At 40.9% G+C, this 15,003-nt stretch carries 14 protein-coding genes; 8 read left to right on the top strand and 6 right to left on the bottom strand.

The genetic code is table 11. From position 1 onward, the window contains the following. Positions 1-190: 190 nt before the first annotated feature. From BFS30_RS12305 to ytxJ, 3 genes are all read left to right on the top strand, one after another. On the top strand, positions 191-859 hold the full coding sequence (locus tag BFS30_RS12305; RefSeq protein WP_069379575.1) for a tetratricopeptide repeat protein: 669 nt from the start codon (positions 191-193) through the stop codon (positions 857-859). 76 nt (positions 860-935) lie between these two features. After that, positions 936-1,427, top strand: coding sequence for a 6,7-dimethyl-8-ribityllumazine synthase (gene ribH, locus BFS30_RS12300; protein WP_069379574.1), 492 nt, complete (start codon positions 936-938; stop codon positions 1,425-1,427). Positions 1,428-1,642: 215 nt separating this feature from the next. Beyond that, entirely contained in the window at positions 1,643-1,975 is a 333-nt protein-coding gene (gene ytxJ, locus BFS30_RS12295) for a bacillithiol system redox-active protein YtxJ (RefSeq protein ID WP_069379573.1), read from the top strand. Here ytxJ and BFS30_RS12290 read toward each other — a convergent pair. Beyond that, entirely contained in the window at positions 1,965-2,369 is a 405-nt protein-coding gene (locus BFS30_RS12290; protein WP_069379572.1) for an OsmC family protein, read from the bottom strand. The genes ytxJ and BFS30_RS12290 overlap by 11 nt on opposite strands. A gap of 173 nt (positions 2,370-2,542) precedes the next feature. Here BFS30_RS12290 and lipA point away from each other — a divergent pair, with 173 nt between their 5' ends. The 3 genes from lipA to BFS30_RS12275 all read left to right on the top strand — a co-directional run bounded on the left by lipA (position 2,543) and on the right by BFS30_RS12275 (position 4,907). Next, positions 2,543-3,421, top strand: coding sequence for a lipoyl synthase (gene lipA / locus BFS30_RS12285; protein WP_069379571.1), 879 nt, complete (start codon positions 2,543-2,545; stop codon positions 3,419-3,421). Between the two features lie 63 nt (positions 3,422-3,484). After that, positions 3,485-4,036, top strand: coding sequence for an RNA polymerase sigma factor (locus tag BFS30_RS12280; RefSeq protein WP_069379570.1), 552 nt, complete (start codon positions 3,485-3,487; stop codon positions 4,034-4,036). A 1-nt stretch (position 4,037) separates the two neighbouring features. Beyond that, entirely contained in the window at positions 4,038-4,907 is an 870-nt protein-coding gene (locus tag BFS30_RS12275; protein ID WP_069379569.1) for an anti-sigma factor, read from the top strand. On the opposite strand, the gene BFS30_RS12270 is transcribed toward BFS30_RS12275, so the two are convergent. The 4 genes from BFS30_RS12270 to BFS30_RS12255 form a co-directional block, all read right to left on the bottom strand. Continuing rightward, a complete protein-coding gene (locus BFS30_RS12270; RefSeq protein WP_069379568.1) occupies positions 4,904-5,851 on the bottom strand; it encodes an NAD(P)H-hydrate dehydratase in 948 nt (315 codons plus the stop codon). The two genes, BFS30_RS12275 and BFS30_RS12270, sit on opposite strands and share 4 nt — an antisense overlap. 10 nt (positions 5,852-5,861) lie before the next feature. After that, positions 5,862-8,705 (bottom strand): excinuclease ABC subunit UvrA, encoded by a 2,844-nt coding sequence (uvrA, locus tag BFS30_RS12265; RefSeq protein ID WP_069379567.1) that lies wholly within the window; start codon positions 8,703-8,705, stop codon positions 5,862-5,864. 114 nt (positions 8,706-8,819) lie between these two features. Beyond that, positions 8,820-9,872 (bottom strand): 2Fe-2S iron-sulfur cluster-binding protein, encoded by a 1,053-nt coding sequence (locus BFS30_RS12260; RefSeq protein WP_069379566.1) that lies wholly within the window; start codon positions 9,870-9,872, stop codon positions 8,820-8,822. An 84-nt stretch (positions 9,873-9,956) separates the two neighbouring features. Then, positions 9,957-10,766, bottom strand: a complete 810-nt coding sequence (locus tag BFS30_RS12255; protein ID WP_237028747.1) for a lytic transglycosylase domain-containing protein — start codon at positions 10,764-10,766, stop codon at positions 9,957-9,959. 220 nt (positions 10,767-10,986) lie between these two features. Here BFS30_RS12255 and BFS30_RS12250 point away from each other — a divergent pair, with 220 nt between their 5' ends. Both BFS30_RS12250 and BFS30_RS12245 read left to right on the top strand, forming a co-directional pair. Then, positions 10,987-12,420, top strand: a complete 1,434-nt coding sequence (locus BFS30_RS12250) for a pseudouridine synthase (protein ID WP_069379564.1) — start codon at positions 10,987-10,989, stop codon at positions 12,418-12,420. 238 nt (positions 12,421-12,658) lie between these two features. After that, positions 12,659-13,732 carry a lactonase family protein gene (locus BFS30_RS12245; RefSeq protein ID WP_237028746.1) on the top strand — a complete coding sequence of 358 codons (1,074 nt, stop codon included), beginning with the start codon at positions 12,659-12,661 and terminating at the stop codon, positions 13,730-13,732. 55 nt (positions 13,733-13,787) lie between these two features. Here the strand turns inward: BFS30_RS12245 and bshA are convergent, their stop codons facing one another. Next, the gene (bshA, locus tag BFS30_RS12240; protein ID WP_069379562.1) at positions 13,788-14,933 is read right to left on the bottom strand and encodes an N-acetyl-alpha-D-glucosaminyl L-malate synthase BshA; all 1,146 of its coding nucleotides are present in this window, start codon (positions 14,931-14,933) and stop codon (positions 13,788-13,790) included. Positions 14,934-15,003: the final 70 nt, after the last annotated feature.

Here is a 15,003-nt window from a genome sequence, read left to right as displayed (position 1 = left end):
AAGTTACCTTTTATTTCTCTTCTCTTATTCCGTAATATTTCAGTTATTTTAGTCGCCCTCTACTAGAATATTAAACATCAGGCACTTCTGTTTCGAAGTACCCTTCAATAAAGTTTAATAAATCCGCAAAAAGGGGTTGATACTTTGATGTAAAAATGTATTTTTGCAATCCTTAATTTTTTTAAATAAAATGTCTACAACAGAAAAAGAAGTAAGTCACCCGGTAAAGAAGGGTTCCTTTTTAGAAGAAAACTCAAAAAGCCTTTTGTTCATTGCAGGCGCTGTAGTGTTATTAATTGGCGTTTACCTTTGGTACCAAAACGTATATTTAAAAAACAGAGCAATAGAAGCATCTGCAAAAATGTACAAAGCAGAAAAGTTTCTTGGAGTAGATTCACTTGCCAATAAAGCAATCAATGGAGGATTAGATTATCCTGGTTTTGAGAAAATTGCAGAAGAGTATGACAATACAAAATCGGCAAATCTGGCTAATCTGTATTTAGGTGGTATCTATCTGCGTAAAGGCGAGTACAAAAAAGCAACTGAAGCTTTAGGCAAATATTCAGAAACAGGTAGCCCTGTTGCAGACCCTTTGGCATTAGGTTTATTGGGTGATGCTTATAGTGAGCTGAAAGATTTTAAACAAGCTGCAACTTATTACAAGAAAGCCGCTGATAAAGCAAGCAACAAATTCACCTCTCCTTTATTCCTTAAAAAACTAGGATTGGTTTACGAACATCTTAAAGATTTCAAATCTGCAGAAGATGCTTATACAAAAATTAAAACTCAATATCCTGAAAGCCAGGAAGCAGCTATGGTTGATGAATTCATTGCCCGTGCTTCAGCTCAGATAAAATAGTTTCACAAAAAATATTATGACAAAGGTTAGCCATTACGGCTAGCCTTTTTTTATACCCTTTACTTATATTTGCAGTATGGCAACACAACTTAAAAATCTCTCTGACTTTTCTCATACAACCATTCCTAACGGGAGCGCTTTTAAAATCGCAATCGCCGTTGCAGAATGGAATGCAGAAATTACGGGCAGCCTGTATAATGGCGCTTTACAAACCTTAATCAACAATGGAGTATTGGCAGAAAATATTCTTTCCGTAGCAGTACCAGGTAGTTTCGAACTGACTTCTGCCGCGGATATCCTTCTACAAAAACACAAGGATCTTGATGCAGTAATTTGTCTGGGATGTGTAATTCAGGGAGAGACCAGACATTTTGACTTTATCTGTGATGCAGTAGCTCAGGGTGTAACTCAGGTAAGTGTTAAATACAGTAAACCTGTAATCTTCGGCGTACTGACTACAAATGATCAGCAGCAGGCGATAGATCGCGCAGGTGGCAAACATGGCAACAAAGGCGATGAAGCTGCAATTACAGCCCTTAAAATGGCGGAGCTGGTTGCTACAATTTAGCAAAACTTTGTTTCTTCGTATTAAAATCTGTAAATTAGAGGAGGAAACTTATAAAAAATTAACGCGATGAAAAAAGTAGCCTTATTATTGCTTGGCGTATTCTTCACCATAGCTCTTCTGGAAGCCTGCTCAAACCGTCTTTGTCCGGCATACAGCTCTTATCCTGAAAGCAGAAGAAGAAAATAAGCAACAAACATACATTTAGGAGAATATTGATGCAGTGGAAATATTTAACTGATCTGGCTCAGATCAGCGACATACAAAAAGAAACAGGGTATAGTTTGATCTTTAAACACAGCACCCGCTGTTCGGTGAGCATGATGGCAAAAAGACGCTTTGAAATGGACTGGGAAGCAATTCCTCAAGATACTTCATTGTACTTCCTCGATTTAATCAGCTATCGTGCGATTTCCGCACAAATAGCTGAGACTTTTCAGGTACATCATGAATCCCCCCAAATTCTGTTGATTAAAGATGGAGAATGCGTTCTTGATGCTTCACACAGTGACATTTCCGCAGAGGAAGTTGCCGAAGTGATTAATAATTAAAAGAAACCGTTTTCTTAATATCAGGATGTAAGCTGAACATGACAGGACAAGTATTTGCCGATCTCTCGATAATCTTTTTATCCTTATCAGAATAATCACTTGAAGGGAACTGGAAGTTGACCACAATTTCCGAAACCCTTCTCGGATTTTCAGCCATAATCTTAGTGATCTCACAAGTGGTACCGTCGATATTAAAGCCATGTTCATTTGCTGCAATCCCAACAATAGTCAGCATGCAGTTCCCCAGTGATGTGGCTAATAAGTCTGTCGGTGAAAAAGCTGCTCCTTTTCCCTTATTATCTACAGGGGCATCTGTAATGATTTCATTTCCCGAACGCTCATGAACGGAAGTGGTTCTTAAACCACCATTATAGGTTATTTTTGAAGTTGCCATCGTTTATATTTTAGATTACAAGATTAGCATATTTTTTTAAATGGCACACAAATTTACCCCATCTTCCGAAGATTCGTTGAACTGACAGACCATTGTGCTGATAACAGATAACATTACATCCGGCAAACACTTCATTTTTATAACTATTCAAACCTATTGCTTAACTTTGCACTATGATCGCACTTCCGGTTGTTTCCGCAAACCCAGTACAACGTAAACCAGATTGGCTTAGAGTTAAGCTTCCTGTAGGTAAAGAATATGCACAGGTACGTAGTCTTGTAGACACACATAAACTGCATACCATATGCGAAAGCGGCAATTGTCCAAATATGGGCGAATGCTGGGGCGCAGGTACTGCAACCTTTATGATCCTTGGAAATATCTGTACCCGTTCCTGCTCATTCTGTGCAGTCGCTACAGGCAGACCTTTAGCCGTGGATACTGATGAGCCAAACCGGGTAGCAAATTCTGTGAAATTAATGCAGGTAAAACACTGTGTCATCACCTCTGTTGACAGAGATGACCTTAAAGACGGCGGTTCCATTATCTGGGCCGAGACTTTGCAGGCGATCAGAAGAGAAAGTCCTGAAACCACACTGGAAACATTAATTCCTGACTTCAGAGGAATCTGGGACAACCTATATCGCGTTCTGGAAGAAAGACCAGAAGTGATGTCTCATAACATTGAAACCGTAAGACGTTTAACCAAACAAGTTCGTATCCAGGCTAAGTATGACAGAAGTCTGGAATGTCTTAAACGCATCTCTGATTTTGGATTGAGAACCAAAACAGGCATCATGCTCGGACTCGGAGAAACGGAAGAAGATGTATACGAAGCAATGGACGATCTTGTCGCCAATGGCGTACATATCCTTACTTTAGGCCAATACTTACAACCTACCCGCAACCACCATCCGGTATTGGATTGGATCCACCCCGATCAGTTCGCAAAATATAAAGAAGTGGGAATGGCTAAAGGATTCAAATACGTAGAAAGTGGCCCGCTGGTACGTTCTTCATACCACGCTGAAAAGCATCTATTTGATTTATAATTTTTTATACCCAAAAAACAAATTCCATTTTTTCCTGTTGTAGTTTCTGTATATTAGTAAAACTTGGCAACAGCAAAAAAGATATCACTCTCCGAAGAAGAGTTGGTCCGGTCCTTAAAAAACCGCGATACAACTGCTGTTAAAGCTTTGTACGATATGTATTCGGGGGCACTGTTTGGTGTCATCTCCAGAATTATTCCGCAAACTGAGGTGGCGGAAGATCTATTGCAAGAAACTTTCCTTAAAATATGGAATTCTGCTGATGCTTATGACAGCAGTAAAGGCCGCTTATTCACCTGGATGATGAATATTGCCAGGAACTTATCCATTGATAAGGTCCGTTCAAAAGACTTTAAAAACAGCAACAAAAACCAGGACATAGAAAATAACGTAGATTTCATTGATACTCAGAAAGAAGTAACTTTCAATGCAGATGCAATTGGCTTAAAAGACATGGTTACCTCACTTAAGCCAGAATTTAATCATGTATTAGATATGGTCTATTTTAAGGGATATACACATGTAGAAGCCGCTGAGGAGCTGGACTTACCATTGGGTACGGTAAAAACGCGTATCCGAATGGCAATTATGGAACTAAGAAAGAATTTTAATTAAGGTGGAAGAGGGAAAAGCATATATAGAATCAGGCATACTTGAACTTTATGTTCTTGGCGAGTTAAACGCGGAGGAACAGCATGAAGTAGAAGCAATGGCAGGAAAATACCCTGAGGTAAAACAGGAGATTTCTGCGATTGCGCTGGCTATGGAACAATATGCAATCAGACATGCTGTTCAGCCCTCTGTAGGATTAGAAAATAAAATCTTAGCCAGGATTGACGGAAATACAGCAGCAACAGATGAAGTTCCTGACAGCAGTGCAACTCTGGTAGCCGGGGGAGCTAAAATTCTGCCCTTATACCCTGAAGGTTATGAATCAAAACTAAAAACCCTTCGGATTGCCCTGATCGCTTGTGCAGTATTGCTGATTGTAAGTGGGATAGCCCTTTACTTTGCACATACAGAATTAGGTGCTGCCAAACAACAAATCATTGCACTGAATCAGGATAAAGAAAGATTTGCCAATACGGTGAATTACATGAAAGAAACCAATAAAGAACTACAGACCATTGCTGATATGCCTAATGATCCGGACTGGAAGATTGTAAAACTTGCAGGCACAAAAATGGATCCTCAGGCTAAAATGATGGTTTACTGGCATACTTCAGGCCGCCATGTTATGGTGGACAACTCTAAAATGGGACTTCCTCAAAATGACGAAGCACATCAATACCAGCTTTGGGCTCTTGTAAATGGAAAACCTGTAGATCTTGGGGTCTTTGATGTAAAAACAGACACCGCACACATTCTCCTTAAAATGAAAGAAATCGGAGGAGCACAAGCCTTTGCCGTAACTTTGGAAAAACGTGGAGGCGTACCTAGTCCTACAATGGATCAAATGATTGTGATGGGTGGAGTATCGATTTAGTTTCCCGATCTCAAATCTATAAATCTTTTTACTGTTTTTGGGATTTCCTCTGCCACTTGCGACGCAGTAACACTGAAATTATCCTTTGCCAGCTCGTCGCCGGCCTTTCCATGAAAATAACAAGCCAGAATAGCTGCAGCTTTAGCGCTATATCCTTGTGCCACATAAGCGGCAACCAATCCCGTAAGAACATCTCCCATCCCTCCCTGCGCCATTGCCGGATTACCAGTCTGGTTGATCATGACATCACCCTGCTGATCAATAATAAAAGTAAACTGATTTTTAAGGACGATCACTGTTCCTAATTTTTTGGCTTCCATCCTTGCCGTCTGCAGCCTTTCCCACCAGTTTTTATGCTGACCAAATAGCACATCAAACTCTTTTACATGGGGGGTTAAGATCGAATCCTTTGGCAAATGATAAAGTAAGTCCTGATGCTCTCCTAAAAGCCCCAGGGCATCGGCATCCGCGATTACCGGACGCTTTAGTGCAAAAAAACCTTCCAGAACTGCCATACCATCCAATAACTTCCCAATCCCGGGACCTATCGCAATGGCATTATACTTCTTCAGGGATTTCATTTTTATCAGTTGCTTTCTTTCCAGAAACATCACTTCAGGTAAGGCAGAGTTTAATGCCGTTAAGCCAGTTTCCGGGATAGAAACTGTGGTTAAGCCAGCACCGCCATACAGACAGCCTTTCGCTGCCAGCATGGCTGCCCCCATCGTCCGGATTTCTCCGGCAATGATCAAAGCATGGCCATATGTTCCTTTATGAGAAAAGGGCATTCTAGGCTTGACCAGCTCCCTGATATCTTCTTCTTCGATTAATTTATAAGGAGAAGCAGACGCTTCTGCACTTTGTTTACTTAAACCCCGATCTACCACCTGTAATTTACTCGATGGGTCAGTATCGGGCAGAAAAGCATTCAGGAAGACTGACATAACTTTTGATTTATAAGCCCATTTCTTTCTTCAAAAATTTACCGGTTAAACTTATTGGGTTTTGTACCAATCCTTCAGGAGTTCCTTCAAATATGATTCTACCACCACCTATGCCACCTTCTTCTCCTAAATCAATTACCCAATCTGCTACTTTTACGACATCCAGGTTGTGCTCAATCACCAGTACTGTATTCCCTTTTTCCACCAATTCGTTCAGCACACCCAACAAAACATTTATATCCTCAAAATGCAGGCCAGTAGTGGGTTCATCCAGAATATAAAATGTTTTACCCGTATCTTTTTTAGACAATTCAGTGGCCAGCTTAACCCGTTGTGCTTCACCGCCCGAAAGAGTTGTAGAAGACTGACCTAGCGTAATGTACCCTAAACCAACATCCTTCAGCGTCTTTATCTTCCGGTAAATCACCGGCATATTTTCAAAGAAATCGCATGCATCTTCAATACTCATATCGAGCACATCACTAATGGATTTACCCCGGTAACGAACCTCCAGCGTCTCCCTGTTGTACCTTTTTCCGCCACATTCTTCGCATGGTACCTGAACATCAGGCAGAAAATTCATCTCGATCACTTTCATTCCACCGCCCTGACAGGTTTCACACCTTCCTCCTTTTACATTAAAAGAGAAACGACCAGGTTTATATCCCCTGATCTTCGCCTCAGGCAATTGCACAAACAGGTTTCTGATATCAGAAAACACACCAGTATAAGTAGAAGGGTTAGACCTTGGTGTCCGGCCGATCGGGGCCTGATCTATTTCAATAACCTTATCTATTTCTTTAATTCCATTGATCTTTTCATAAGGCAAAGGATGTTTCTTGGCCCGGAAAAAATGATGGTTTAATATAGGATACAAGGTTTCTGTAATCAGACTTGATTTTCCACTTCCCGAAACGCCTGTTACGGCAATAAACTTACCAAGGGGAAAATCTACAGAAACATCTTTTAAATTATGTCCACTCGCTTTAATGATAGATAACTTATGCCCGGTTCCCTTTCTGCGTTTTTTAGGGACTTCAATTCCTTTTTTACCATTCAGGTAAGCAGCAGTTAAAGTGTCTGATTTTAAGATCTCCGCGGGTGTACCCTGAGCAACGATCTGACCTCCGCGAACACCTGCAGCCGGTCCCACATCGATTACATGATCAGCTTCCAGGATCATGTCTTTATCATGTTCTACCACCAATACGGTATTTCCAAGGTCACGCAGGTTTTTAAGTGCCCCAATCAGACGTTCATTGTCGCGCTGATGTAAGCCGATACTTGGCTCATCCAGAATGTACATGACATTCATCAGCTGCGAGCCAATTTGTGTCGCAAGGCGAATCCTTTGTGCCTCTCCTCCCGACAATGTACGGGCGGTACGGTCCAGAGACAAATAATTCAGCCCGACATCCGTCAGAAAGCCCAATCTGGCCCTGATCTCTTTAAGAATCTCTTTCGCAATGGTATTTTGTCTCTCACTTAAACGGCTTTCCACATCAATATACCAGTTTTTAAGGCTATTGATATCCATTTCAGCCAGTTCAAAGATGTTTTTACCATCAATTTTAAAATGAAGACTCTCCTTTTTTAACCTTGCCCCGTTACAAACCGGACAGGTTTTCAGCTTCCGGAAAGTCTCCATATCATCTATCGCACCCTCTCCTTTTTTCTCCTGCTGTTCTTCCAGTAATTTGATGATGCCATCAAAGGTAATCTGGTAGTTTTGAACGTTCCATTTGTTGTATTCCACTGCTACGCTCAGCAATTCATGCGAGCCATTCAGGATAATGCTGATGTGTTCTTCACTCAGCTTTTCAAGTGGGGTAGATAAGGAAAAGTTATATTTCTTAGCTACCGCCTTAAGCACCTGAAAAACCCAGATATCACGGTATTCTCCAAGCGGGGCCAGTCCGCCACTCATGATGCTCAATTTCGGGTTAGGCATCACCGACTCCTTGTCAATCACGAAAATATAACCAAGTCCATCACAATTTTCACATGCCCCATAAGGAGAGTTGAAAGAGAAACTGTTTGGCTGCGGTTCGTCATAGGAAATCCCTGTTGTCGGACACATCAGGAAACGGCTGAAATGGGATACGTTGTTATCTTTATCGCTGATTTTGATGATCCCCTTTCCTAAACGCATAGCCGTTTGAAGGGAATCCTGCAAACGCTTCTGGTCTTTTTTATCGATGATCAGCCTATCAACCACAATTTCAATATCATGGATCTTATAACGATCTACCTGCATTTTCGGGCTGATGTCCTGAATTTCGCCATCTATACGAACCTTTACATAGCCCTGTTTCCTGATCTGCTCAAATAATTCTCTATAATGTCCTTTACGTCCTTTCACTACCGGAGCAAGGATATTAACCGGCATATCTTCAAACTTATTGTAGATATTGCCAAGAATCTGGTCTTCACTCATCCGCTCCATTTTTTCCCCTGTATTATAAGAGAAAGCATCTGCTGCACGGGCATAGAGTAAACGCATGAAATCGTAGATTTCAGTAATGGTACCTACAGTAGACCTCGGGTTTTTACTGGTTGTTTTTTGCTCAATGGCAATTACAGGACTCAGGCCAGATACTTTATCCACATCCGGACGCTCCATCCCCCCCATAAACTGGCGGGAATAGGCACTGAAAGTTTCCATATATCTCCTCTGCCCTTCTGCATAAATCGTATCGAAAGCCAATGAGGACTTTCCACTGCCACTCAGACCAGTAATCACTACCAGTTTGTTCCGCGGAAAGGAAATATCTATATTTTTTAGGTTATGTACCCTGGCTCCATATACTTCTACATCCTTTTGCTCGCCCAGGTCAACGGTATTTTTGCTCATATTTATATTAAAACAATACTGATATCTATATATTTAGGATAACAAATTTTCAGCCACAAAAATGCTAAAAATTTTATCAAAAGAAAAGTTTACGCAAGGCAGACCTGAGATTGTTTACCAAACCAGCGTGGTGCCATTTTCAGTAGGGTGACCGGTACAAACCAGCACTCTTCCCGCCGCTATTTCATCATCCATTAAAACTTCATTATAATCCATTTCCACATGTCCTTTGGTACAATTGGCAGTACAAGTACTGCAGATGCCAGCATGACAGCTATATGGCAGGTCTATCTTATGCTCCAATGCGGCATCAAGAATACTTTGATCATAAGGCACATCAATCTCATGTACTTCGCCCCTATAGCTTAAAATTACCGAATAAGTGTTTGTATCTTTTATTTTCTTTTCGGTAGTATCATCTTCATCCGCCTCATCCTCCGGCAGAACAAAGGTTTCTCTTTTGATCTGAGTCCGGTCAAAACCAAGATTCAGCAGGGTGATTCTGCATACATCCATGTAATCTACAGGCCCACAGGTGTAAAGTAATACATCCTCTTTGTCAAATTCCATATTTTCAGCAACAATGCGTTCAATCAACTGTCCGTTTAACCGGGCCAGCAGCAGATTTTTCGATTGGCTAAACAAGTAAATTAACTTAAAGCGTTCAGGATATTGTTCCTGCAAAGCATTGAGCTCTCCATAAAATAAGGTTCCATCGGCAGACCTGTTGCTATAGGCCAATATAATCTTAGTATGCTTTTCCCGGATCAGGGCTGTCTTTAATATAGAGAATAATGGAGTAATGCCTACTCCTGCAGCAAAAAGGAAGACGGTCCTGCTGATTTCCAACTCAGGAAGATAACTAAACTGTCCATTGGGCTCCAATGCTGTCAAGATATCCCCTACAGCAGTTTTATGATGGAGTAATCTCGAGATTGCTCCATTTTCTACACGCTTAATGCCAATAGAAAGCGGTTCATCTACATCAGGAGAGCTGCATAAAGAGTAAGATCTTCTCAGCTCTTTTCCGTTTACCACAAATACCAGCGTCAGAAACTGGCCAGCCAGATAATCAGGCTTAGGGCCTTCCAGGGGTTCAAAGTTAATGATTAAGGTGTCTCCCGGACTATAAATCATCCCGGTAATGCGCAATTTTAACAATCCCATATCGGGTAAAATAGTAAAATTCCCAGAAAAACAAAAAGCCGGAATAAATTCCGGCTTCCCCCATTTGTGTGTCTTTTATTTTTATTATTCCGCGTTTGCGGTCTTTTCAGCACTATTTGCAGCTTTTTCAGCATTATATGCTAATAGGGCCCTTGGCGTTTTATAGCCATAGCGAACAGGAAATTCCACAATCTGTTTCATGGATATCAATTTGTAAACATAACCGGCAGTTTCGCGGTTAAGTTTCATTTTGAAATAATTGTCCTGCTTTTGCCTGTTGATTTGCCTCTGCATGTGGTTATCACCCACATTATACGCTGCGGCAACCAAAGTCCAGTTATCAAAAATACTATAAAGCTCTTTGATGTACTTTGCTGCTGCAATGGTAGACTTACGTAAATTGTTCCGCTCATCTACATTTGAATTGACTTTCAAACCAAAACTACGGGCAGTACCTGGCATAAATTGCCAGATGCCTGAAGCACCTTTAGGTGATACACCTGCCTTTAACCCTGATTCAACTAAAGGAATGTATTTAAAATCCTCTGGAATGCCGTAAGCGGCGAGGATTGGTTCTATTACAGGAAACCATTCCGCTGCCTTATTATGCAAACGACTGGTCTGTAATTTACTGTGACTGAATGCAGCAAGAACTTTTTTCATTTTACGTTCCACTCTGGCATCGCCTAATGGAAGTGTCTCTTCTGCAAAATTTAATTGAGCCATAAGTGATACAGGCTCTTCGATTTTTGGTGTTACTGTATCTGTATTCTTTGTTACTTTTTCTTCTTTTAAAAGACTTTTTGCTGCTTGGGGCATGTTGTAAGCAAACACTTTTGCCATAACCAGTAACGCAATTATTACCGTACATGTTATTATGTGTTTCTTTATCATTTTCCTCCTTTTTTTGGTTAACAATTTTAAAACGTTTGCAAACATACAGTATATTATGTTAATTATCAAGCTTTTACGAAAAGTGTCCCGAAAATCAAGGTTTAAACACCCATAAACGGCGATTTTTTACATCTTGTACAAAACGTAAAATATCAGCGGTAAATTGCCCAATTTTTATTAAATTTGCAGCCGCATAAATTATGCGGTTATATAGCGTATCATGATCAAAAACAACAACAGGAACAGTCGGGATGACAAGTCCAAACCGGGAAACAGAAGTACAACAGGCAAAAGTCGTAGTGGAACAGATAGTTCTTACAAAGGCAAAAGCAAGTTTGACGACAAGGAGGGGAAGGATAGTAAGTTTGGTGGTCCAAGAGATTTTAAACCAAGAGAAGGCGATAGAAAAGATTTTAAGCCAAGAGAAGGCGGATCAAGGGACTACAAGCCTAGAGAGGGAGACAAAAAAGATTACAATCCAAGAGGAGGAAGCAGAGATGGAGAATCCAGAAGCTTCAAACCAAGAGGAGATAATGAGTCAAGAGACTTTAAACCAAGAGCAGGCAGAGATGGCGATTCAAAAAGCTTTTCTCCAAGACCTGGTGGCGCCAAAGACTTCAAGCCAAGAGCTGGAAAGGATGGCGGCAGTAAAGATTATAAACCAAGACCACATAGTGCGGGAAGTTCAAGAGATGTTCCTCCTGGGGACAAAACCCGTAGTTATATAAAGAAAGACAATTTCGGAAATGGTGATCAGCCATTCAGAAAATTCGATGATAAAAAAGGACAGGCTTCCAGAAGTACGGATAGCAGACCTTTCAGAAAAAGAGACGACGACAATTCAGGAGGAGGTTTTAAACCTCGCGGAGACCGTGCTGAACGTGAAGAAAGCAATACGGTAATGCGTGGCAGAAAAGCTCCGATTCCAAAAGATGACGGACTGATCCGTTTGAACCGTTATATTGCCAATTCAGGTATTTGCTCACGTCGTAAAGCCGATGAACTGATTGCAGCAGGTGTAGTATCCGTAAACGGAGAAGCAGTTTCTGAACTTGGTCATAAAATTGACCCGGCAAAAGATGAAATCCGCTATAACGGAGAACTATTGAAACGCGAAAAGAAAGTTTACGTATTACTGAATAAACCTAAAGATTACATCACTACTACTGACGATCCTCAGGAACGCCGTACAGTAATGCAGTTGGTAGATAAAGCAAGCAGAGAACGCATCTATCCGGTAGGAAGATTAGACCGTAATACTACAGGTCTTTTATTGATGACCAATGATGGTGACCTTGCTGATAAATTATCTCACCCAAAAAATGGCATCACCAAGATCTATCATGTGGAATTAAGCAGAAGCTTAAGTCAGGGAGATCTGAACAAAATACAGTTCGGTCTTGAGCTGGAAGACGGAATTATCAAACCAGATAACGTTTCATATGTAACTGGCGGTAGTAAACGTGAAGTAGGTATCCAGATCCATAGTGGCAAAAACAGAATCGTAAGAAGAATATTTGAACACCTGGGTTATGATGTGGTAAAACTTGACCGCGTTGTTTATGGTAACCTGACTAAAAAAGACCTTCCACGTGGAAGATGGCGCTATTTAGAGGAGCACGAATTAATCCAGATTAAACATCTGATAAAATAAAGAATACTGAAGAACCGAAGACGCCAAAAGCCTTCGGTTCTTTTTTTATACCTCCTTTCCCAAACCATGCGCTCCTGCGTTACTCTTCTTTTTGTCTGCCCCCCTTTCAGGAAATAAGGATGAATCGCTCAATAATCTGAACAAACAGACCCATAATTTCAAGTTAATATGATATTATTGCTAAATAATAAATATTCAAATGAGAGCACTTTTATTTTTTCCAGTAATACTTCTAGCCATGCAAAGCTGTGCACAACAAAAAGACTATAACCTCATCATTGGAACCTATACCAATACCGGGAAGAGTGAAGGGATTTATGTCTACGACTTCAATACAAACACCGCTGCCTTTAAAGCGAAAAGTGTAACCAAAAATGTAGAAAACCCAAGCTACCTGGCCTTAGGTGAAGGCAATAAAACCATTTATGCAGTCAATGAAACCTCAGAATCCAGCGCCGCCAGTGCCTTTGCTTTTGATGCAGCATCCGGCAAGCTGACTTTTTTAAACAAACAGGCCACCAACGGTGCAGATCCCTGCTATATCGTAGCCGATCAAAAGAATGTCATTACTGCAAACTATTCCGGGGGTAGTATTTCGGTTTTCGGCATTGAAAAGGACGGATCTTTGTCTGCCCTGAAGCAATTGATAAAACATAATGGAAAAAGCATCGTCAAAGGTCAGCAGGCCGGTCCTCATGTACATATGGCACAGTTTAGCCCCGACCATAAATATGTAGTGGTAAACGATCTGGGAACAGACAAAGTATATTTATACAAATATAATGCTGATGGAGGCAACCAGGTACTAACAGCCTCAGACAGTGTTGCTGTAACACCAGGAGCTGGCCCCAGACACCTTGTATTTAGTAAAGACAGTAAATATGCCTACCTAGTAGAGGAAATTAATGGAGGAATCACTGTATTCAGTTATAGCGAAGGTACTTTAACGGAAATTCAGCAGACTAAGCTTACTGAAGATGGATTTACCGGACAAAATGGTGCGGCAGATATCCATCTATCTCCAGACGGCAGGTTTTTATATGCCAGCAACAGGGGATCAGAAAACAAGATTACCATTTTTGCGATAGAAAAAGGTGGCTTGTTAAGCATCAGAGGTTATGCCAGCACGCTGGGCAAAGGACCAAGGAACTTTGTCATTGACCCAAGTGGAAAGTACCTTCTTGTAGGGCATCAATACACCAATAACGTGGTTATTTTTGAGCGCAATCAGGAAACAGGTGCTTTGAAAGATACAGGCAAGAGAATCGAGGTTGGTGCGCCGGTATGCCTGGTATTTGCTCCGATAAAATAAAAGCATATAAAACACCTAAAAAAGGCCTTTGGATTACCAAAGGCCTTTTTTAGGTTTAAACTATTTTCAGTTTATGTGCTTCTTCTATCACTTGATTATAGTAATCTATATATACCGGCAGGATTTTTTTCAGATCAAAATCCTGAGCTCTGATAAAGGCATTCTCTTTAAATTGCTGTAGCACCTCATCATTTTCCAGAATCTGAATTCCTTTCGCGGCCATATCATCCACATCCCCAACATTGCTCATAAAACCACAGAAACCGTCAATATTCAATTCCGGCAAACCACCTGCATTAGAAGTAATTGCAGGGACTTTACAAGCCATTGCCTCCAGTGCAGCCAATCCAAAACTCTCCGATTCCGAAGGCATCAGAAACAAATCAGATACAGAAAGAATCTCTTCTATCGCATCCTGCTTTCCCAGGAAACGTACATGCTCACAGATTCCCAGTTCCCTGCACAATTGTTCATTATAAGCACGCTCTGGTCCATCTCCTACCATTAATAGTTTGGACGGGATCTTTTTCTGGATCTTCTCAAAAGTCCGGATAACATCACCGGTACGCTTTACTTTTCTGAAATTCGACGTATGGATCAGAATCCTTTCATTATTAGGCGCTATTGCCTTTTTAAAATGATCTTTTGGTTTTAGGCTGAACCTGTTAAAATCGATAAAATTAGGAATCACTTTGATTTCATTCGTAATCTCAAAATGCTTCTCTGTGTCTTCTTTCAGATTTTGAGACACTGTAGTAACCCCATCAGACTTGTTAATCGAAAAGGTCACCACTGGTTTATAGGTTGGATCTTTACCTACCAGCGTAATGTCAGTTCCATGCAGGGTAGTTACAAAAGGTATATAAATGCCGTAGGTTTCCAGGATCTGTTTTGCCATGAAAGCAGCCGATGCATGTGGAATGGCATAATGTACATGTAAGATGTCCAGTTTTTCAAAGCGTACTACATCCACCAGTTTACTTGCCAGAGCAGACTCATACGGAGCATAATCAAATAAAGGATAATCCCTTACAGACACTTCATGATAGAATAAATTGGCAGAGAAAAAGTCGAGGCGGGCAGGCTGACTATAAGTTATAAAATGCACCTGATGACCTTCATCAGCCAGTGCTTTACCTAATTCAGTAGCAACTACTCCACTACCTCCAAAAGTCGGGTAACAAACGATACCTATTTTCATTCCAGTGAATTTGTTTTACGGATGCAAAGTACAATACTTAAACTGAGCTTTGTGTTAAACAATTGCAATT

It is taken from the genome of Pedobacter steynii, assembly GCF_001721645.1.
Classification (GTDB): Bacteria; Bacteroidota; Bacteroidia; order Sphingobacteriales; family Sphingobacteriaceae; genus Pedobacter; species Pedobacter steynii_A.
This window is presented reverse-complemented; position numbering and strand designations above follow the sequence as displayed.

What these genes read in the sequence shown, in the direction of transcription:
- BFS30_RS12305 (WP_069379575.1), top strand. Translation starts at nt 191, where the DNA reads ATGTCTACAACAGAAAAAGAAGTAAGTCACCCGGTAAAGAAGGGTTCC.
- ribH (WP_069379574.1), top strand. Translation starts at nt 936, where the DNA reads ATGGCAACACAACTTAAAAATCTCTCTGACTTTTCTCATACAACCATT.
- ytxJ (WP_069379573.1), top strand. Translation starts at nt 1,643, where the DNA reads ATGCAGTGGAAATATTTAACTGATCTGGCTCAGATCAGCGACATACAA.
- BFS30_RS12290 (WP_069379572.1), bottom strand. Translation starts at nt 2,369, where the DNA reads ATGGCAACTTCAAAAATAACCTATAATGGTGGTTTAAGAACCACTTCC.
- lipA (WP_069379571.1), top strand. Translation starts at nt 2,543, where the DNA reads ATGATCGCACTTCCGGTTGTTTCCGCAAACCCAGTACAACGTAAACCA.
- BFS30_RS12270 (WP_069379568.1), bottom strand. Translation starts at nt 5,851, where the DNA reads ATGTCAGTCTTCCTGAATGCTTTTCTGCCCGATACTGACCCATCGAGT.
- uvrA (WP_069379567.1), bottom strand. Translation starts at nt 8,705, where the DNA reads ATGAGCAAAAATACCGTTGACCTGGGCGAGCAAAAGGATGTAGAAGTA.
- BFS30_RS12260 (WP_069379566.1), bottom strand. Translation starts at nt 9,872, where the DNA reads ATGGGATTGTTAAAATTGCGCATTACCGGGATGATTTATAGTCCGGGA.
- BFS30_RS12255 (WP_237028747.1), bottom strand. Translation starts at nt 10,766, where the DNA reads ATGATAAAGAAACACATAATAACATGTACGGTAATAATTGCGTTACTG.
- BFS30_RS12250 (WP_069379564.1), top strand. Translation starts at nt 10,987, where the DNA reads ATGATCAAAAACAACAACAGGAACAGTCGGGATGACAAGTCCAAACCG.
- BFS30_RS12245 (WP_237028746.1), top strand. Translation starts at nt 12,659, where the DNA reads ATGCAAAGCTGTGCACAACAAAAAGACTATAACCTCATCATTGGAACC.
- bshA (WP_069379562.1), bottom strand. Translation starts at nt 14,933, where the DNA reads ATGAAAATAGGTATCGTTTGTTACCCGACTTTTGGAGGTAGTGGAGTA.